19 protein-coding genes and 1 riboswitch are annotated in these 19,178 nt (G+C 71.4%); of the genes, 8 read left to right on the forward strand and 11 right to left on the reverse strand.

Annotated features, from left to right (window positions below; genetic code table 11):
* Window positions 1-108: 108 nt before the first annotated feature.
* From OHA61_RS27760 to OHA61_RS27780, 5 genes are read right to left on the reverse strand one after another with little or no spacing between them, the layout of a single operon-like run.
* The gene (locus OHA61_RS27760; RefSeq protein ID WP_406305315.1) at window positions 109-963 is read right to left on the reverse strand and encodes an ECF transporter S component; all 855 of its coding nucleotides are present in this window, start codon (window positions 961-963) and stop codon (window positions 109-111) included.
* Window positions 927-2,648: an ABC transporter ATP-binding protein gene (locus tag OHA61_RS27765; protein WP_406305316.1), complete on the reverse strand. Its 1,722-nt coding sequence runs from the start codon at window positions 2,646-2,648 to the stop codon at window positions 927-929. Before OHA61_RS27765 ends, OHA61_RS27760 begins: the two co-directional genes overlap by 37 nt.
* Complete coding sequence (locus OHA61_RS27770) at window positions 2,645-3,964, reverse strand: energy-coupling factor transporter transmembrane component T (RefSeq protein WP_406307485.1); 1,320 nt, start codon at window positions 3,962-3,964, stop codon at window positions 2,645-2,647. Before OHA61_RS27770 ends, OHA61_RS27765 begins: the two co-directional genes overlap by 4 nt.
* A complete protein-coding gene (locus OHA61_RS27775; protein ID WP_406305317.1) occupies window positions 3,961-4,611 on the reverse strand; it encodes an SCO2322 family protein in 651 nt (216 codons plus the stop codon). The genes OHA61_RS27770 and OHA61_RS27775 overlap by 4 nt, the downstream gene beginning before the upstream one ends.
* Entirely contained in the window at window positions 4,611-5,837 is a 1,227-nt protein-coding gene (locus tag OHA61_RS27780; RefSeq protein WP_406305318.1) for a prenyltransferase/squalene oxidase repeat-containing protein, read from the reverse strand. Before OHA61_RS27780 ends, OHA61_RS27775 begins: the two co-directional genes overlap by 1 nt.
* A 132-nt stretch (window positions 5,838-5,969) precedes the next feature.
* Window positions 5,970-6,042: riboswitch (cobalamin riboswitch) on the reverse strand.
* 298 nt (window positions 6,043-6,340) lie between these two features.
* On the opposite strand from OHA61_RS27780, the gene OHA61_RS27785 reads away from it, so the two are divergent.
* Complete coding sequence (locus OHA61_RS27785) at window positions 6,341-6,679, forward strand: SCO0607 family lipoprotein (protein WP_406305319.1); 339 nt, start codon at window positions 6,341-6,343, stop codon at window positions 6,677-6,679.
* A 46-nt stretch (window positions 6,680-6,725) separates the two neighbouring features.
* Here OHA61_RS27785 and OHA61_RS27790 read toward each other — a convergent pair whose 3' ends face one another.
* Complete coding sequence (locus OHA61_RS27790) at window positions 6,726-7,541, reverse strand: MerR family transcriptional regulator (protein ID WP_406305320.1); 816 nt, start codon at window positions 7,539-7,541, stop codon at window positions 6,726-6,728.
* Between the two features lie 102 nt (window positions 7,542-7,643).
* The gene (locus OHA61_RS27795) at window positions 7,644-8,684 is read right to left on the reverse strand and encodes an MBL fold metallo-hydrolase (RefSeq protein ID WP_406305321.1); all 1,041 of its coding nucleotides are present in this window, start codon (window positions 8,682-8,684) and stop codon (window positions 7,644-7,646) included.
* Window positions 8,685-9,094: 410 nt separating this feature from the next.
* Between OHA61_RS27795 and OHA61_RS27800 the strand changes: the two genes are divergently transcribed.
* Complete coding sequence (locus OHA61_RS27800) at window positions 9,095-9,976, forward strand: alpha/beta fold hydrolase (RefSeq protein WP_406305322.1); 882 nt, start codon at window positions 9,095-9,097, stop codon at window positions 9,974-9,976.
* Here OHA61_RS27800 and OHA61_RS27805 read toward each other — a convergent pair.
* Window positions 9,963-11,753, reverse strand: coding sequence for a helix-turn-helix domain-containing protein (locus OHA61_RS27805; protein WP_406305323.1), 1,791 nt, complete (start codon window positions 11,751-11,753; stop codon window positions 9,963-9,965). The genes OHA61_RS27800 and OHA61_RS27805 overlap by 14 nt on opposite strands.
* Between OHA61_RS27805 and OHA61_RS27810 the strand changes: the two genes are divergently transcribed.
* From OHA61_RS27810 to OHA61_RS27830, 5 genes are all read left to right on the forward strand, one after another.
* Window positions 11,730-12,281: an AMP-binding protein gene (locus OHA61_RS27810; protein ID WP_406305324.1), complete on the forward strand. Its 552-nt coding sequence runs from the start codon at window positions 11,730-11,732 to the stop codon at window positions 12,279-12,281. The genes OHA61_RS27805 and OHA61_RS27810 overlap by 24 nt on opposite strands.
* Window positions 12,278-12,430 (forward strand): hypothetical protein, encoded by a 153-nt coding sequence (locus OHA61_RS27815; RefSeq protein ID WP_406305325.1) that lies wholly within the window; start codon window positions 12,278-12,280, stop codon window positions 12,428-12,430. The genes OHA61_RS27810 and OHA61_RS27815 overlap by 4 nt, the downstream gene beginning before the upstream one ends.
* A gap of 207 nt (window positions 12,431-12,637) precedes the next feature.
* Complete coding sequence (locus OHA61_RS27820) at window positions 12,638-13,414, forward strand: hypothetical protein (RefSeq protein ID WP_406305326.1); 777 nt, start codon at window positions 12,638-12,640, stop codon at window positions 13,412-13,414.
* Window positions 13,411-13,785, forward strand: a complete 375-nt coding sequence (locus tag OHA61_RS27825) for a GntR family transcriptional regulator (RefSeq protein WP_406305327.1) — start codon at window positions 13,411-13,413, stop codon at window positions 13,783-13,785. The genes OHA61_RS27820 and OHA61_RS27825 overlap by 4 nt, the downstream gene beginning before the upstream one ends.
* Window positions 13,786-13,899: 114 nt before the next feature.
* Window positions 13,900-14,427, forward strand: a complete 528-nt coding sequence (locus OHA61_RS27830; protein WP_406307487.1) for a SigE family RNA polymerase sigma factor — start codon at window positions 13,900-13,902, stop codon at window positions 14,425-14,427.
* Window positions 14,428-14,467: 40 nt separating this feature from the next.
* Here OHA61_RS27830 and OHA61_RS27835 read toward each other — a convergent pair whose 3' ends face one another.
* Together OHA61_RS27835 and OHA61_RS27840 are read right to left on the reverse strand one after the other, a co-directional pair.
* On the reverse strand, window positions 14,468-15,460 hold the full coding sequence (locus OHA61_RS27835) for an IS481 family transposase (protein WP_406303294.1): 993 nt from the start codon (window positions 15,458-15,460) through the stop codon (window positions 14,468-14,470).
* 124 nt (window positions 15,461-15,584) lie between these two features.
* Window positions 15,585-17,567: a pentapeptide repeat-containing protein gene (locus OHA61_RS27840; protein WP_406305328.1), complete on the reverse strand. Its 1,983-nt coding sequence runs from the start codon at window positions 17,565-17,567 to the stop codon at window positions 15,585-15,587.
* 247 nt (window positions 17,568-17,814) lie between these two features.
* Here OHA61_RS27840 and OHA61_RS27845 point away from each other — a divergent pair, with 247 nt between their 5' ends.
* Window positions 17,815-18,513: an alpha/beta fold hydrolase gene (locus OHA61_RS27845; protein WP_406305329.1), complete on the forward strand. Its 699-nt coding sequence runs from the start codon at window positions 17,815-17,817 to the stop codon at window positions 18,511-18,513.
* Between the two features lie 49 nt (window positions 18,514-18,562).
* Here OHA61_RS27845 and OHA61_RS27850 read toward each other — a convergent pair whose 3' ends face one another.
* Window positions 18,563-19,135 (reverse strand): TetR/AcrR family transcriptional regulator, encoded by a 573-nt coding sequence (locus OHA61_RS27850; protein WP_406305330.1) that lies wholly within the window; start codon window positions 19,133-19,135, stop codon window positions 18,563-18,565.
* Window positions 19,136-19,178 lie beyond the last annotated feature (43 nt).

Below are 19,178 nucleotides of genomic sequence, written 5' to 3' on the forward strand. Positions count from 1 at the left end.
CTTGACGGGCGGTGTTCGCGCAGGTCGCCACCGCAATGAGGCGGTTTGTCCGGAGTGCCGGAAGGCTCCTATACCGCCTAGTACGGCACCCGGGCCGTGTGGGGCGGCTCACCCCGGAGGGACCCTTCCGGGGGCCTCGAATGTGACCTGCGCCTCGAAGTTGGCGCGTCGCGTGGCCCGGCGCAGCGCCTTGAGGACGGTGGAGCCGATCGTGAGGGTCAGGACGACGGTGAGCGCGGCGCGGCCCAGGTCCCAGCCGAAGGAGGTCGCAGCGCAGTAGGCGAGGAAGCGGACCAGGTTCTCGTGGACCGGATCGCCGGGATGGAAGGAGACCCCGGAGGACAGGCCGCCGATGTACGTCCAGCCCTGCAGGTTCATCACCGTGCCGTACGCGAACGCCGCGACCGCGCCGTAGACGCCGAGCATCGCCGGCTCGGCCCGCCCTCGCAGCCGGTCCGGGCCCGGCAGAAGCCCGGCGCCCATCGTGAACCAGCCCATCGCCAGCATCTGGAACGGCATCCAGGGGCCCACACCGCCCGTGAGCAGGGCGGACGCGAACATCGTGACCGAGCCCAGGACGAAGCCGAAGCCCGGACCGAGGACCCGGCCGCTCAGCACCATCAGGAAGAACATGGGCTCCAGGCCCGCCGTGCCCGCGCCGAGGGGCCGCAGCGCCGCGCCGACCGCCGCCAGCACGCCGAGCATCGCCACCGCCTTGGCGTCCATGCCGGTGTCGGCGATCGTCGCCACGACGACGGCGACGAGCAGCGGCAGCAGCGCGGCGAAGAGCCAGGGGGCGTCGGCGGAGTGGGCCAGCCCGGAATCGGCGTCGGCGAGCAGCGGCCAGCCGAAGGCGATCACACCGATACCGCTGATCAGGGCCAGGGCGGCGACGGAACGCGGGCCGAGCCTGATCGCGCGGGCGCTCACAGGGCCTCCTCGACCTGGGCGACGGTCAGCCACGGCTGAGGAGCCAGGATCTTGGCGACCTGCGGCGCGAAGGCGGGGGACGACACCACGACCTCGGCGGTCGGGCCGTCCGCGACGATCTCGCCGTCGGCCAGGATGACCACGCGGTGCGCGAGCTCGGCGGCCAGTTCCACGTCGTGGGTGGCCAGGACGATGGCGTGGCCCTCGGCTGCGAGGCCCTTCAGCACGGCGACCAGTCGCGCTTTCGCGGCGTAGTCCAGGCCACGGGTCGGCTCGTCGAGCAGCAGCAGCGGGGGCCTGCCGGTCAGCACGACGGCGAGAGCGAGCGCGAGGCGTTGCCCCTCGGACAGATCGCGGGGGTGCGTGGCGTCCGCCAGGCCGGGAAGCAGCTCGCCGACCAGGTCACGGCAGGTGCCGGGCGCTGCGCCCGCGTCGGTGTCGGCAGCCGCGCACTCGGCCCCCACGGTGTCCGCGTACAGCAGATCGCGCGGCTCCTGCGGTACGAGACCGACCCGGCGGACCATCTCGCGCGGGTGGGTGCGGTGGGGCGTCCGTCCGCCGACCAGGACGGTGCCTGAGGTGGGCTCGATCATGCCGACGAGGGCGGCGAGGAGGGTGGACTTCCCGGCGCCGTTGCGTCCCATGAGGGCGATCGCCTCACCGGGCTCGACCGTGAGGCCGATGTCACGGAGAGCTTCGACGCGGTCACGGCGGACGGTGAGGGCGGTGGCCCGGGCGAGCGAGCCGTTGCTGGGGCTCCGCCCCAGACCCCGCGCCTCAAACGCCGGCGGGGCTGTTTTCCCGCCGGTTCGCCGGGAAGACCAGCCCGTCCGGCGATTGAGGACTGGGGAGGTTGGGGGTCCCCCCGGACGAAGTCTGGGGGAGGGCGGGGTGGGGGAAAGCCCCGCCAGGCGCTCCCGCAACTCACCGGCGCTGCGCCTCGCGTCCCGTACCGACAGCGGCAGCGGATCCCACCCCGCCAGGCGACCCAGCGCCACCACCGGCGGCCGCACCGGCGAAACCGCCATGATGTCCGCCGGGGCGCCCATGACCGGAGCAGCCCCCGGCGCGGGCAGCAGGATGACCTGGTCCGCGTACTGCACCACCCGCTCGAGTCGGTGCTCGGCCATCAGCACCGTCGTGCCGAGGTCGTGGACGAGCCGCTGCAGCACCGCCAGCACCTCTTCCGCAGCCGCCGGGTCCAGCGCCGACGTCGGCTCGTCGAGGACCAGCACCGCGGGGTGCGGGGTCAGCACCGAGCCGATCGCGACCCGCTGCTGCTGGCCGCCGGACAGTGTCGCGATCGGCCGGTCGCGCAGCTCGGCCAGGCCGAGGAGGTCCAGCGTCTCTTCGACGCGGCGGCGCATCACGTCCGGGGCGAGGCCGAGCGACTCCATTCCGTAAGCCAGCTCGTCCTCGACCGTGTCGGTGACGAAGTGGGCGAGCGGGTCCTGGCCCACCGTGCCGACGAGGTCGGCGAGTTCGCGGGGCATATGGGTGCTGGTGTCGCGGCCGCCGACGGTGACGCGCCCGCGGAGGGTACCGCCGGTGAAATGGGGGACGAGCCCGGACACGGCGTTGAGCAGGGTCGACTTGCCGACGCCGGACGGGCCGACGAGCAGCACCAACTCGCCCTCGGGGACGGTCAGATCGACGCCGCGGATCGCGGGTGCGTCCGCGTCGCCGTAGGTCACCGACACGTCTTCGAAGCGGATCACGGTTTCTCCTGCGAAGGCTGCGCGGGGACGGGGGCGACGAATGCGGGCAGCAGCCCGATGAGGATGCTCGCCGCGGGCCAGAGGGGAAGCGTGGGCGCGGTCAGCGGTACGACGCCGGGGTGCAGGGCCTCGGGGGCGTACACGCTCGCCCGGATCATCAGGGTCGCGACCGCCGCGCCGGAGCCCGCGACCAGCCAGGCCCTCGGCCCCCAGCGGTCGGGGCGGTAGCGGGTGCGTACGGAGCGGCGGCCGCCGAGCCAGAGGCCGCCCGCCGCCGCCGCGAGCCCCGTGACCAGCAGAGGCACCCCGTAGGCGAGGCTCGTCGGGTCGAGCAACCCGTACGAACCGACACAGACGCCGAGGAGTCCGCCGAGGGTGAGGGCAGTGGTGGTGTGCCGTACGGCGGGCGGCACCTGGGCGGTACGCCCGTATCCGCGCGCGTCCATCGACGCGGCGACGGCGACGGAACGCTCCAGCGCGCCCTCCAGGACGGGCAGTCCGATCTGGACGAGCGCCTTGATGCCGCCGGTGGGCCGTCCGCGCAGCCGGCGGGCGGTACGCAGGCGCACCACGTCGGCGACCATGTTCGGCGCGAAGGTCATGGCCACGACGACGGCGACCCCGGCCTCGTACAGCGCGCCCGGAAGGGACTTGAGGAGACGCGCGGGGTTGGCGAGGGCGTTGGCCGCGCCGACGCAGATGAGGAGGGTGGCGAGCTTCGCGCCGTCGTACAGCGCGAAGACCAGCTGCTCGGCCGAGACCCGGCCGCCGACGCGGATGCCCTTCGCCCAGTCGGGGAGGGGGACTTCGGGGAGGGTGAGGAGGGTGTGCGTACCGGGGATGGGCGATCCGAGGACGACGGAGAACAGGACGCGGATGGCGATGACGACAAGGCCGAGCTTGACGAAGGCGCCGTAGGACCGGGCCCAGGGCGCGTCGGTACGGCGCGCGGCGACGACGTATCCGGCGACGCCGACGATGAGCCCGAGGAGCAGCGGATTGGTGGTCCGCGAGGCGGCGACGGCCAGCCCGAGGGCCCAGAGCCACCAGGCCCCGGCGTGCAGGGCGTTACTACGACTGGCCTCGGGCGCGAGCCTCAGCCGGCGGGGGCGGCGGGGTTTGGCGTCCGCGGTGCGGGGGTTCGTGTCGTGCGGGTTCCGGGCCCCCTCCGGGCCAACGCCCCCTGGCCCACGCTCACCACGGACGCTGGAAACGTGGGGACGACCCTGCACGGGCCCTCCCCACGGGGACGGCGTGTGCGCGGCCCCGCCGGAGCTCCCTGGTTCAGGCACCGCGTTCGCGCCTGCCGTCGTCATCGCCTGCGGCGACGGGACTGCCACACCGCCGCCGCCCCCAGCGCCGCCACCGCCGCGATGCCCGCGATGATGCCGACCGACGGGCCGCCACCGTCCCCGCCGCCCGCCGAAGGCTTCCGTGAGGCGGACGGCGTCGGCTCGGACGCCGCGACCTGTTCGCCGCAGCCCGACTTCGGGTAGCCGGAGATCGCGCACAACAGCGCCTCGCTGTTGTAGCGCAGCGGCTTCGCCACCGACGCCAGTGCCTCCGCGCTCGTCGCGTCCTTCGGCACCTGCGCACACGCCACCCGCAGCGCGGGCGGCGTCTCGCCCGACGGGGCGTCCGCCGGAGTGCCGGAGTCGATGACCAGGGCGATCCGCTTGGCGTCCGCCTTCGCGGGCGTACCGGCGCAGATCGCCTTGAAGTCGGGCGCCCTGCGCGGCTGCGCCGAGTCCGCGCTGTCCTGGCTCACCGAGAAGCGGAAGCCGTTCACGGCCCCGTCCTCGGGCCGAGCCGTCGCCGGGCCCTCCGTGGCATACGTCCAGGTGTCGCCACTGCTCTGCCAGAACGACCAGTAGCGGTACCCGGCCGCCTGCGCCGGCCCCGCTCCCAGCACCGTCAGCGCGGCGCCGAGCGCGAGGACCAGGGCGAGAAGTCGCGTGCGCATCAGCGCTGCTGACTCTTCCGGCGACCGCTGATCAGGAAACCGGCGCCGACGCTCGCGATGAAGAAGACGCCGACGATCCACCACACCCCTATGCCCGAGTCGGAGTCCTTCTTCTCGGACTTCTCCGACTTCTCGGCCGCCGCGGCCTTCTCAGGCGCGGGGCCCGTCGCGTTCAGGCCCGCCACCAGGTCCGTACCCCCGAAGCTCTTCGGGTCCGTACCGGCCGCGTGGGCCGCGAAGATCAGCTGGGCGTACGCCGCGGGACCCGCGCCCTTCGCCCACGCCGCGGAGTTCTGCTCCAGCCACGCCAGCGGCTTCTTCGCCTGGTCGCCGAGGCCCTGTGCGCTGAGCGCCACGACGGCGTCCGCCGTGTTCCCGAAGTCCGGCTTCTCGGTCGGGTCCTCGGCGCCCGGCATCGGGGCCGTGTTGAGGTGGCCGGTCTTGGCGAGGGCGGCTGCCAGGTACGTCGCGCCGTTGTGCGCCGCGCCCTCGACCGTCGTCGACTTCTCGCAGACCGTCCCCTTCGCGTCCTTCGCGCCCGGGGTGGCGACGAATCCCTTGCCGCGCGCGCCGAGCACGGCCGCCGAGGTCGAGTCCGCGACGATCCCCGGCTGCTTCGGCTGGTAGACGAACGCCCCGCCGTTCTTCCCGCCGCACGGCTGCGCGAACGTCAGCAGCGCGTCGTACGGCGTCCTGCCGCCCTTCGACTTCACGGCGTCCGGCTTCTCGCCCGCCGCGGCGAGCGCGCCGATCACGATCGACGTGGAGTTCGCGTCGCTGGCCCCGCCCGGGTTGTAGCTCCAGCCGCCGTCCGCGTTCTGTACGGACTTGAGCCAGCCCACCGACTTCTTCACGGCGGCGTCCTGCCCGCCGAGCGCGGCGAGCGCCTGCACCGCGGCGGCGGTGGCGTTGGAGTCCAGGGGCAGCTTGACGTCGCAGGGCTTGGCCGCGTCCGCGCGGTGCGAGGGGAAGGCCCCGCCGTCGCACTGCTGCCCGGTCAGCCAGTCGACCGCCTTGGCCGCGGGCTTCACGCCCATGATGTCCTGCGCGAGCAGGGCGAGCGACTGCCGCCAGACGCCGTCGTAGGTCGGGTCGCCCGTCCCGTACAGGCCGGAGGGGATCGCGGGCGCCGGCGTCGGGCTCGGCGCCGCGACGGCAGCGGGGCCGGCGGCCACGCAGAGCACGGCGGATGCGGCGAGCGCGGCTGCGCTGCGGCGAACGGTCATGACGGGCGGTGCCTCTCCACTGGGGAGCCGGGCACGGGCGCACTCAGGCACCAGGGCTCCGGCTCCGTATTCCTCGACGGTGCCGGCCACCGGCGGGCTGCCGGTGGCGCGAGCCGGTCACACCTGTGTACGGGGCATTCCGACTCACCGCCTGCGACGGCGGCTCACGGTTGCGGGTCAGTGCCGGATTTGCACCGGCTTCCCCCCGTACGGGTGTGATGACGACGCGCTCACTCTACCGGCCGGTCACCAGCACCCGGCGGGGCGCATCCTGTCTCCGGCCCGCCTCGGCCGCGGCGGGCCCCGGGGGCGACGCCCGCGATCCTCGGCCCGACACCGGGGCCGGACCGCCGCCGGGAGTCGTCCGGGCCGTCAAGCGGGTGTGGAATGCGGCGTGTTGAGATGGGGGACGGGTGCGCTTCTGAGTACGCGTACTCAAGGCGCGGCGGTCGATGTCGGCGAGAGTGGTGCGCACACCGAAACGACAGGAGACCGCCGTGCCCATGTCCCGCAGAATCAGCCGGCCCGCCACCGCCTCCCGGCGCGGCAGGGTCCGTGCAGCAGCTGCTGCCGCGCTCGCGGGCGCGGCGGCAACCGTGGCACTCACCGGATGCTCCTTCGCGTACGAGGAGGACATCTGCAGCAAGGGTGAGTACCCCGTCATGACGGTCGGAGGAACCGGGTCCGCATGCGTCTCGGACGACAAGCAGCCTCCGAAGGACTACACGCGATACCCCGAGGGCAAGGTGCCGAAGCAGGTCGACGACAAGTGGGACGTGTACTGGCGCACCCACACCCTCGACAAGGACGGCAAGATCATCGACGCGCCGGACGCCGGCTGACCGCCCGGACCGTGCGGGCCTCGGGCGGAGCCGACGCTCCCGGGTGTCAGGCCACCGGCACCTGCAGTTCGGTCACCCAGTCGTCCCGGTTGTCGGGGCACTCGAGGTTTATCTCCCGGGCGTATCCGGTCGACCGGTGTCCGTTGCCGTCGATCCAGCGGGCCAGGGCGTGGACCGTGGGCAGCACCGTGTCCATCGAGCCGCGGTGCACGATCGTCGCAGCGTGGTCGATGGGCGGCAGGTCGAGCACGCGGAAGGCGCCGTCCTGGAGGGGGGCCTCGACCTGGACGGCGGCGTGGACGCTGATCCTGCCGTCGCCCTCCGGGACGTCCTCGTAATAGGCGACGCCGGGCCCCGCGGGCGTGACGCCCGCCGCGTCCAGGCGCCGGAACAGCTCGTCGTAGAGCGGCCCGATGACCGGGCTGATGTGCTCCGGCTCGTAGCTCGCGGCGGTCGCGGTCAGCTCCGCCACCCGGATGGCCGGGACGGTCTTGATGACGACGTCGTTCGTGGGCATGTGCCCCTCACTCTCGATCGACCGGAGCCTCGCCTCGACCTGGACCAGCCGCGCCGCAGCGGCGGCCATCGTGACCTCCAGCTCGGCCCTCCGCAGCCGCAGCATCCCGCGCAGTTCCTCAGTGGTGACCTTCTCGTCCAGGATGTCCTGGACCTGCTGAAGGGTGAAGCCGAGGTCCTTGAGCGCGATGACGCGGTTGAGACGGGCCAGCTGGGCGGCCGTGTAGTGGCGGTAGCCGGTGGCAGGGTCGACGTGGGCCGGGCGCAGCAGGCCGGTCGCGTCGTAGTGACGCAGCATCCGGACCGATACGCGGCCGTGCCGGGCGAAGTCTCCGATGGTGAACATGATGTCTCCGAGTTCAGCGCCTGACACGGTGTGAGGGTCAAGAGGCCACATCCTGCCCGTCCGGCGAGGGGCACGAATCAGCTCCGGGCCGGACTGAGGTTGTCAGCTCGTCGCCGCGTACACCGTCGGGCCGCACCCCATCCGTACCTCGGCCTGCCCCAGCTTCACCAGCCTGCGCAGGTGCGCCTCCGCCTCCGAGACCGCGATGTTCCGTGATCCGTACGGAATCTGGTCCCAGGGCCGGTTCCACTCCATGCGCTCGGCGACCTGCCACGGCGTGAGCGGCTCGGCCAGCAGCGCGAGCAGCCCGGCCAGGCGCTCCTCGTGGTGGGCGAGCAACTCCCGTACGCGGGAGGCCGCGTCGGGGAAGGCGTACTGGTGCGCCGGCAGCACCTCCGCGGGGGCGAGGCGGCCGATGCGCTCCAGTGAGTCGAGATAGTCGCCGAGCGGGTCGGTGACGGTGACGTCGTCCGGGTCCTCGTACAGGCCGATGTGCGGGGTGATCCCGGGCAGCAGATGGTCGCCGGAGAACAGCCTGCCGTTGCCGGGCCGGTTCGCCGGATGGTCCTCCTCCAGATGCAGACAGACATGCCCGGGCGTGTGGCCGGGCGTCCAGATCGCACGCAGCCGCCGCCCCGCCAGGTCGAGGAGCTCACCGGGCACGATCTCCCGGTCGGGCAGCGCGGCCCGCAGCCCGGGCAACGTACGCATCCGCCCCGACGCGCGGGCCTCACGCAGCGGGGCGGTGTGCTCGTCGGGCGCACCGGCTCTGGTGAGCTTGTCGGCCAAGTAGTCGAGCCAGAGCCCGGGTTCGGCCTCGCGCGTGCGCCGCACGACGGCACTGTCGGCGGCGTGCATCGCGATCCACGCTCCGGACGCCTCACGGACCCGGCCCGAAAGACCGTGGTGGTCGGGATGGTGATGGGTGATGACCACACCATGAATGTCGCCGATGCCGACGCCGAGCGACCCGAGCCCGGCGGCAAGCGTGTCCCAGGAGGCGGGATCGTCCCAGCCGGTGTCGATGAGGACGGGGCCGAGGTCGGTGTCGAGGAGGTGGACGAGGGTGTGGCCGAGGGGGTTGTCCGGGATGGGCACCTCGATGGACCAGACGCCTCCGCCGTGGTCGATCACCTGAGTCATGAGGCTCTCATCTCTCTTCGGCGGCACGGCCATTGCTCACTATAACTAGAACTCGTTCCAATGGTCGCCCAAGTCGACCACCTTCTCAGGGGAGTTGGCTGACCTGGGGTGAACCCCGACTGGCCGCAAGGATCTGACCGAGAAGGGTCAACTGATCCCGACGTCCGATTGCTCACCGGGCCTGCGCGTTGCTCACCGAGCCTGCGCGACCGTTGCTAGCCTGACCAGCGCCGAATGTGGTTGCAGAGTAGGCCTGTTGGTACGGGGACCCCATGAGTCTGGGAAAGCAACTCGTAACTCTCCTCAGGCGTAGCCGCTGAAGGTGTCGGCGATCTGCTCGGGGGTGTACGGCTGGTGCGGGCCGTACCACTGGCGCTCGTCGGCGCCGCCGAACACGACCGGGAGAGAAGATGACTGAGCCGACGGCGATTGACCTGCCCGTCCAGGGCGGCACGCTGCGAGTGCTGCGCTTCGGCAGCGGATCGCGCACCGCCGTTGCCGCGCACGGCATCAGCGCCTCCGGGATGGCCTTCCGGGCAGTGGCCCGGCAGCTGCCCGCCGAGTGGAGCCTGTACGCACTGGATCTGCGCGGCCGCGGCGGCAGTTCCGGCACGCCGGGCCCGTACGGCATCGACTGGCATGCCGCGGATCTCTGCCGCGCAGCCGAGGAGTTGGGGGACGGCGGGCCCGTCGCGCTGACCGGGCACTCGATGGGCGCGTACATCGCGCTGCGCGCGGCCGCCCGTCGGCCCGAACTCTTCGACCGGCTGCTGCTCGTCGACGGCGGTCTGCCGCTGCCCGCCCCCGAGGGCGTCGACCCGGACGCGATCCTCGACCTCACGCTCGGCCCGGCCATCGCCCGGCTCTCCCGGACCTACGAGAGCGATCAGGCGTACGTGGACTTCTTCCGGGCGCATCCGGCGCTCGGCCCGGACTGGAGCCCGGACATCGAGGCATACGTGCGCTACGACCTCACCGGACCGCAGGGCGCGCGCCGTTCCAAGGCCAGGGAGGACGCCGTGCGGCAGGACGGGCGGGATCTGCTCGGCTCCGCCGACGCCTTCGCCGCGGACCTCGGCCGGCTCGCCGTACCCACCCTGCTGCTGCACTCCCCGCTCGGTCTGCTCGGGCAGGAGCCTGCGATGCTGCCCGTGCCGCTCGTCGAGCGCTGGGTGGGTGAAGTCCCCCGCCTGCACGCCGAGTTCGTCGAAGGCTCCAACCACTACACGATTCTCATGGGCTCCCACGCCAAGACCGTCGCCGAGCGGCTGGCCGGTGTCAGCTTCCCGTGAGGTGCAGCTTGAGCGCCAGATGCACCTGCAGGGCCCGGTCGCCGTGGCGCCAGTCGGCGCCCAGGAGCGCGCCCACCTTGTCGATGCGCTGGTAGAGCGTGTTGACGTGGACGTAGAGGGCCCCGGCGGTGCGCGCGAGGGACCCGTCGCAGCCGAAGTAGGCCAGCACGGTACGGGCCAGTTCACTGCCGCGCGCCTCGTCGTGCGCGAGCAGTGGCCCTACGGTGCGTTCCACGAAGCGGTTCAGTTCGGACCGTCCCGCGTGGCTCAAAAGCAGTCCGTATATGCCGAGTTCGTCGCGGCAGGCGCCCTCGCCGTCCCGGTCGAGGGCGAAGAGCACATCCAGGCAGCGCGCGGCATCCCGGTGTGCCTCGACCAGGGCGGCCGCGCCGGGGCCCGCGCTCTCGCCGCCGACCGTCACCGGCCGGCCCGCGCCCTGGGTCAGTACGGCGGTCAGCGCCCGCGCCGCCTCGCCCGCACCCGGGCCACCCGGGCCGTCCGGCAGGACGACGACCGTGTTGCCGCCGTACTCTCCCGCCAGCCCGCCGAGCCGCAGGGCGTAACGGCCCGCGGCGTCCGTGACCTGGCGACGGCGGTCGCCGTCGCGGCAGCGTGCCGCGAGCACCACATGGCCTCGGTCCAGATCGAGGCCGACGAGTGCCACCCTGCGCCGGAGGCCTTCGGGGTCGCGGTGCGGGGCTCCGAGGAGGTCGTCGAGGATTTCCCCGCGCAGCCGCTGCTCGGCCTGGCTGACCGTGCGTTCGCTCAGCAGCATCAGTGCGGCGATCTGGGCGGCCCGCTCCAGAGCCTGGACGTCGGAGGCGTCGAGCCGGTGCCGTACGAGCAGCAGGGTGCCGAGCTGCTCGCCGCCCCCCACGATCGGGGTGACACACGTCGCGTCGTCGTCGAGAGCAACGCGTCTGCTGCCGTTGCCCTTGCAGCGCGGAAGGGGATCGGGCAGAGGAGCCTCGCCCGCCGCGGCGAGCCGGCGGCCGTGGGCGTCCAGGACGAAGACGCTGCCGCCGAGCACCTCGGCCAGTGTGCTCGCGAGCCCCGCCGTGCCTCCGCCCTCCAGCGCCACGGCGGTCAGCCGCTGGTGGACGGTCGCGGCCCGTTGCACCTCTTCGAAGAGGGTGGCGTTCTCGATCGCGAGGGCGGCGTGGTTGGCCAGCGAGATGAGCAGGTCGACCTCTTCGGGGGCGAACGGCCGCACGCGCCGGTTGGCGGCGAACAGCACTCCGTAGACCTGATCACCGGACTTCAGCGGCACCCCTTGGATGGCGACGAGCCCCTCGGCCCCGATGACGCCGTCGACATAGTCGGAGTGCGCGAAGCGTGCGTCGTTCGGATAGTCGGCGGTGTGGTACGGCTCGGCGGTCTCGGCGACCAGGCCGCCGAGACCTGTGCCGACCGCGAGCCGGCCGTTCTTGAAGGCCTCGGTGTGGATGCCGTCGGTGACCCGCACATAGGTGTCGCCGCGCTCGGGGTCGTGCAGCAGCAGATACGCGACATCGGTGCCGATCAGAGTGCGGGCGCGGCGCACGATGGCCTGAAGGACCTCCTCGAGGTCACGCAGCGAGGCGAGGTCGCCCGCCGTCTCGTACAGCGCGGCCAGCGCGGCCTCGCGCCGTGACTGGGCGACGAGCCGGGCCCGTACCTCCAGGGCGTCCTCGACCTGCTGGGCGGGTGCGCCCAGGCCGAGGAACGCGCCCTCGTCCGCGCCCTCACGCAGCAGGCGCAGCAAGGCTTCGGTGTGCTGGTCCGGCTTGTCGCTCACCCGGCCAGTGATACCTCATGTCCCCCTGCCTGTGGTGATGGTTGTGATCTGGCGGCGGGCGCGTGCCTGACCCTGCTGCCGCGCTTCGACGCGGCCAAGGCCCTGCCGATGTTCGTACGGGACGAGGTCACCGTCATCGCCGCCGTACCGACCATGTACGCGGCCCTGCTGCATCACCCGTCCCGTACCGCCGATCAGGGCAGCCGGCTCCGGATCGCGGTCTCCGGCGGGGCCGCGCTGCCCGTGGAGATCCTGCACGGCTTCGAAGAGGCCTTCGGCTGCCCGCTGCTGGAGGGCTACGGCCTCTCCGAGACGTCCCCCGTCGCCAGCTTCAACCGGCCCGAGGGGCCGCGCCGCCCCGGCACCATCGGCGTACCGATCGACGGTCGCCCCGCTCCTGCGCGGCCGGCGCGGCGTGCAAGCTCGTCGTCGCCCTGCACGGCTGCCTCAGCGACAACAAGTTCGTCGGCAGCCGCTTCGCCCGGGAATCGCACCTCAACGAGTACGCGGACACCAACAACCTGGTGATCCTCTACCCGCAGACCGACATCAGCCTCCTGCGCGGCAACCCGCAGGGCTGCTGGGACTGGTGGGGATACACGGGCAGCGACTACGCCCAGAAGACCGGACCGCAGATGCGCACCATCATCAACGAGGTGCGTGCGCTGGGCGGTTGATGCGGTGGCCGAGGTCGCCTCCGACCTGCCGCCGGCCCCGGACGGGACGCCCCGTCCGGGGGCTCAACTTGTATCGAACGCTTGACACAAGATTCCTCCCCGGTGCATCTTGTACTAACTGCTCGATACAAACAGGGCTTGCGGCAAGCGGCGTCCGCTACCGCCGGGCGCAAGCCGCGCAGCCGTCACCACTCACGGGGGTTCCATATGCTCGACACCGCCCGGCCCGAATCCCGCCTCCGTGGCCGCGCCGACCGCTACGCCCGATGGGCCGGTCTGGCCGTGGGCGTCGTGGCCGCACCGTGGTGGGCCACCATGGACATCACTACTTACCCGCTGTTCGGCTTCGGCGTGCCCTGGGTGAGCTACGTCACCGCTTTCGGCCTGTGCGCCGTGGGCGGCGTCCTGCTCGGCGACGCCCTCACCCCCCGCCCTCGGGAGGCGGTGCGCACCGCCAGTCTCACCCCGCGCCGGGTCCGGGACCACGTGCCGCCCCGTATCTCCCGTCTCCTTCTCCTCCAGGCGGTGTTCCTCGTCGGGCTGGTGGGCATCGGGGATGCCACAGCCACCCAGGACGCCATGGACCGGGTGATCCGGGCTCGGGCGGGTGACGGCGGCTGTGACGGGAGCGAACCATCTGTCATCCTCTGGCCCGGCATCATGGACAGTCGCCAGATCCTCGGCTCTCTCGTCATCGGCACAGTCGCCTGCGCCTGGGCTCTGCGCCGTGTCGCCCGTCGTGGGGGCGACGATCAGCAGCGCCGCGACCGCTCGTGGGCGATCGTCGCAGCTTGGGGCGTGCTGGTCTCGAGTCTGCTGTTGCTCGTCGTTTTGATGATCGCCACCTATCTGACGGACAGTAACTGCGGGGGCATGATGGGCTCCGTCACCTCCTTGGCGATCTACCCCCTGGGCCTGCTGTCCCTGTTCACCCTGGCCTGGTCCCTGTTCACCGTGGTGGTGCCCCGGGCGGCCCGGCGATGACCGCACTCGCCGTCCGCGTCGACACCACCAGCCCGGTGCCGCCGTACGAGCAGATCCGCGCCCAGCTCGCCGCGCTGATCGCCACAGGCCGACTGGCAGAGGACGAACGCCTGCCGACCGTGCGTCAGCTCGCCACCGACCTGGGCCTGGCGCCGGGCACCGTGGCCCGCGCATACCGCGAGCTGGAGACCGCCAAGCTGATCCGCACCCGCCGTGGGGCAGGCACCCGGGTCGCGGCGCTCCCGCCAGCACCGAAGCACCCGGATCCGGCCCAACTCGCCACCCTGGCCGGGGACTTCATCGCAGCCGCCCGCGCTCTGGGCGCCGACACCGAAGCCATCCTGGCCGCCGTCCGCAAGGCCCTGGACTGAAGAGGACCGGCCCCGCCGGATTCGCCGCCGCCGCGTCGCCCTGCCTGGGCTCTTCGAGGCATGAGCCACCGCAACCAACCCCCCATGGCAACGTAAGGAACCCGACACGTGAACCTGCGCAAGCACCAGGACAAGGTGCTGGAATTCGAGGAGTACGTACGTACACGGCAGGACGCGCTGCTGCGCAGTGCCCGGCGTCTGGTCGCCGACCCGCTCGACGCTCAGGATCTGCTGCAGACCGCGCTCGTGCGCACGTACGGCCGTTGGGACGCCATCACGGACAAGCGCCTGACGGACGCCTACCTGCGCCGCGTGATGATCAATACGCGAACCGAGTGGTGGCGGGCCCGCAGGCTGGAGGAGGTCCCCATGGAGCAGCTCCCGGACGCATCCGTCGAGGACTTCACCGGACAGCACGCCGACCGCGCCCAGCTGATGGACGCCCTCAAAGTGCTCGCCCCGAGGCAGCGCAGTGTCGTCCTGTTGCGCCACTGGGAGCAGATATCCACGCAAGAGACGGCCGCCGCCCTCGGCATGTCGACCGGCACGGTCAAGAGCACGCTGCACCGGGCACTCACCCGCCTCCGCCAGGAACTGGAGGCCCGCGACCTCGATTTCAGCTCCGTATCAGCCGCGGGTTGAGGGTGCGCAGCCTGCGCCCGGAGCGCACTTGAGGAGTGCCCTAGGTGTACTGCCCAGGGACGTTGGTCAACCTGGTGATGGGTGGTTTGCCGCTGGTTGCGGTGTGGGGGCGGTGGTGATTGTAGTGATGGAGCCAGGCCGGCAGGGCTTTGCGGCGGGCTGATTCGCTGGAGTAGAAGCGGCCAAGAGCCCAGCCGTCGGCCAGGGTGCGGTGGAAGCGTTCGACCTTGCCATTGGTCTGTGGCCGGTAGGGCCGGGTCTTCTTCGGCGTGATTCCCAGCTCGGTGCAGGCCTGTGTCCAGTGCCGGGAGCGGTAGGCCGAGCCGTTGTCGGTGAGCACCCGCTCGACCCTCACGCCGCGGGCGGCGAACCAGTCGACCGCGCGTCGCAGGACACCGACCGCCGTGGCGGCTTTCTCGTCGTCGCAGATCTCGGCGTAGGCGACCCGGGAATGATCGTCGACGACGGTGTGGACGAACGCGGTGCCCAGCAGCGGTCCGCGGTACTTGTTGCGGGGCCTGTCCGGGGTCGCGGCGCGGTTCCTGCGGCCCTGGACGCGTCCGACGTAGCGCCAGCCGCCGCCGTCGGGAACGTTCCCGAGCTTCTTCACGTCGATGTGGAGCATCGCGCCGGGATGGTCGTGTTCGTAGCGGCGGACCGGCTCGCCGGTGGCGCGGTCGATGTGCGAGAGCCGGTTGATCCGGCACCGGGTCAGGACCGCGTGCACGGTGGAGGCAGGCATGCCGAGCCGTCCGGCGATCTGGACCGGGCCCAGACGCTGCTTCCAGCGCAGGTGCACGATCTTGCGGACCTGCGGCTGCGTGGTTCGGGCAGGACTGCGGTGCGGCCGTGAGGACCGGTCGCCCATGGCCTGGGCACCGGACTCGGCGTAACGGACGGCCCACCGCTTCGCGGTCGGCCAGGACACGTCATAACGCTCGGCCGCACGAGCGACCGGCCACCCGTCATCAACAATCAGACGCGCCAGGCGAAGACGGGCACGAGGAGTCAAAGCAGCGTTAGCGTGAGACACGAAGGCCTCCAGGTTGGCGGAGCGGTTCCTAGACAGCTCCACTCCACAACCGGAGGCCTTCGCCATCTCACAGATTCAGACCGTGTCGTCGCACAAACTCAACCAACCTGCCCGGGCAGTACACCTAGGGCAAGACTGCCCCCTTCCATATGGCCGTTCGCCGGTCGGTGCCGCTGAGGAGTGCCCCGCTGAGATTCGCGCGCGTGAAGTTCGTGCGGGTAAGCGTCGTCGCGGGGAGATCCTTTGCGGTGTCCTTGCTGAAGTCGGCCTGGATGAGACCGGCGTCGGTCAGGTCGGCATCGGTCAGGTTCGCGCCGGATAGGTCCGCGTAGTCGAGGTTGGTCACCGCGCCGCTCTCTCGGAAGGCGAGCGTGGCGCCCGTGAGGTTGGCGCTTGTCAGGTTCGTGTCGTGCAGATCGGCCCCGTCCCACCTGGCCTTCGTGAGGTTCGTCCCGATGAACTCCGCGTCCTCGAAATCGCCACCACTCAGAATGGCTTCGGACATGGAGGCGTCGGTGAACAAGACGTTCTCGAACTCGCCACCGGTCAGATCGGCACGGGTGAGATCGGCCCCGCGCAGGTCCGCGGCGGAGAATTCCGACTGAGAGAGGTCGGCCCCCACGAGGAAGGTGCGACGCAGGTCGATGACACGCTCTTCCTCTGCGCCCGGCTGCCGCGATCCCAGAACAGTCAGCGCGGCCTGCACGTCATCGGCGGCTCGCGTTTTCACGTCCTTTCGCAGGGCGGCGGCCTGCACCTTCTTGGGCATCTTGGTGTGCTCCCTGATGTAGGCGCTCAGGACTTCGACGATCGCGGGTTGTTCGCGTGGAGACTCGCGCATGATGCGCTGAAGTGCGTAGATGCTGCTGATCCTGACGTTGATGGACTCATCACCCAGGTTGGCGACGGTCTCGTTGTACGTGGTGGCGACCTGATCCCGCTCGGTGAGTTTGAGCGTGTCCTTGGCCTGGCTGATCGCCACGGCGGTGAAGGCCAGCGCGAGCAGGGCCGGAATCGTCGGCAGCGCTGTTGCTATGGCCATGTATCGCTGCAGGCGGCCCGTATCGACGGCGGGTGCTGTCGCCGCGGGCTGCAGTGCGGGGACGGGTGCCGGGCCCGGTGGCGGGGAGGGGTCGAGGAGCGCGAGCCACCGGGAGGCATGGAGACGGTCCTGGACGGTAGCGAGCAGCTGCACGAGGCCCGGCAGGGCAGTGTTTCCGTCGCGCAGGACCCGGCTCATCGCCTCGTGCAGGGCTGCCGCCACTTGCGCGCTGTGTTCCTCCAGTTCGGCACGCCGATCGGAGTCGGCGGGGAGGCCATGCCGGGCGAAGTCCCGCAGGGCAGCGCGCAATTCGGCGATGCGCATGTCCAGCACCGACGCCTCGGGGGCCGGGGAGCGCAAGGCGTCCCGCCCGGCCGTCAGGGCGTCCAGGCAGACAAGAAGGGGAGGTTCCTGGCTCTCCCAGACAGTGAACTCCCGGATGGCAACCCGCCGGCAGTGCCACGCGGCAAGGAGCAGCGCGGCGGCCACGCCGAAAGCCACGCCCGACTCGATGCCGCTCCACCAGTAGACGTCGTCCAATGCGCAGCCTTTGAGAAGGGACCAGGACGCGCAGTCCTCGTCGCGCCCGACGTAGTACGTCCCCGTTCCCAGCGCGTCGACGAGAACTTCGTCAAGGCTGGGCAGCGCAAAGCCCGGTCCTTCGTCGATGTACGGGGTCAAAAGAAGCCAGACCACCAGCGCGGCGCCGCACAGCAACAGCGCGGCGGGGATGATCTGGGACCAGATCCGGCGGCCGACGTGCAACACGCGCGTGGACCGGTCCCTCTCCACCAGCCGGTCCAGGAATGCGGCAGCGGGCGTCGCACTGCTCAGCCCCTGGTGCCGCCGCAGGGCCGTGGAGACGCGTAACTGTCGTCTTATGGCCTGCCTACGCGGCCGGATCAGCCACCGCGGGACGAGAACGATGCGTCGTCCCGTGCGCCGGTGCGCGTCGCTGAAGGCGGCCGCCCTCACCACCGCTCGCCAGGTCAGCGTCAGCACCGCGTAGGTGACCGACATCCCCAGCACCGCACGTATCCAGTCACTCCAGGAAGTGAAGTCCACCCGCTCCCGCTCCTGCCCCCTGCAGCCGATCACGCAATCTGGCTGCCCCGGTTGGAGTATGCCTGCCTCCGCGGGGTCGTTGGACCTTGATCGCCAAAACACCGGACGGGTGACGTGGCGGCCGAGGCCGTTCACGACCTGCCGCCCCGGACGGGACCCGTCCGGGGCCGGCGGCAGCACGGGCTCCCGGGCGCGTATCGAAGGTTATTTCTGAGCAGTTGTCAGGCTGCTTCGCTACGGTGCGGCCATGGCGAATCTCGTACTGGTTGCAGGCGCACGGCTCGGATCGTGGGCGTGGGACGAGGTGGTGCCACATCTGCGTGCGGCCGGCCACGGCGTCCACCCGTTGACGCTGTCAGGTCTTGCCGACAAGCAGGGTGTGCCGGCCGGCCAGCAGACCCACGTCCGGGACATCGTCGACGAGGTCGAACGCCGGGATCTGCGCGACGTCGTTCTGGTAGGTCACAGCTACTCGGGTATCCCGGTCGGTCAGGCCGCCGAGCGGATCGGCGACCGGCTGGCCCGCGTGGTCTTCGTCGACTCCAGTGTTCCGTCCGACGGCGAGTCGTTTGTTTCCGGCTTGCAGGACATTGGGGCGATGGTGGAGGCGTCGATCGCCGAGAACGGAGGATTCTGGCCGCTCGTGACCGCGGCCCACTACGAGGGCGAGGGTCTCACCGATGAGCAGATCGCACGGATCGTGGGCGGCTCGACGCCGCACCCGGGCGCCACGATGACGGAGCCCGCCATCCTGGCACGGCCACTCGGCGAACTGCCCGCGACGTACATCAAATGCCTGCTCGCCGGCGCCGAGCCGAGCGCCGACGTGGCCGAGCTGCTGACCAGCGGGCACTGGAAGCTGGTCACGATGGACACCGGCCACTGGCCGATGTTCTCCCAGCCGCGTGAACTGGCGCAGATCTTGCTCGACGCGGCCGGGGAGTGACCGCAGCCCCTCTAACCGAGGTGGGCGTACGACGCCCCGGCGGCGGGGCTCAGCGTGGCCGCAGCCCGTCGAAGACGACCTCGAAGATCCGCTCCCGGGGTGCCGGATCCGCTCCGAGCTGTTCCATCGCCCTGCCGACGCCGGCCAGGAGGGCGACGAACTCCGGCAGGCCCAGCTCCGGGCGGACCGCCCCCGCCTCTTGCGCCCCGGTCAGCAGCTCGGCCAGCCGAGCCTGGATCTCCATGGTCGGCTCCTGCAGGGACGCGTGTACGTTCACGCCGGCCGCGGCGAGTGCCTGGGCGAACTCGTTCTTGCCGGCGGACTGTTCCACCACCAGACGGAAGCAGGCGAAGAAGGCTTCGGCGGGCCCGGTCTCGGCGGCCAACTGCGCGGTCTGGGCTGCCATTTCCTCCAGTCTGCGCACCATCACCGCCTCCAGCAGTGCCTCTTTGGTCGGGAAATGCCGAAAGAGCGTGCCGACTCCGACCCCGGCGATGCGGGCGATCTCCTCGGTCGGCACGCTGACGCCGCGGGCGGTGAACACCTCCGTGGCGACATCCAGCAGCCTGGCCCGGTTGCGGGCCGCGTCCGCCCGCAGCGGGCGCTCCTGAGCGCCACCCATCCCTCTCCCAATCCCTTCGCCGTCGACGGCAGAACGACCCTGG

Origin of the sequence: Streptomyces sp. NBC_00885, from assembly GCF_045207475.1 — a bacterium.
Classification (GTDB): domain Bacteria; phylum Actinomycetota; class Actinomycetes; order Streptomycetales; family Streptomycetaceae; genus Streptomyces.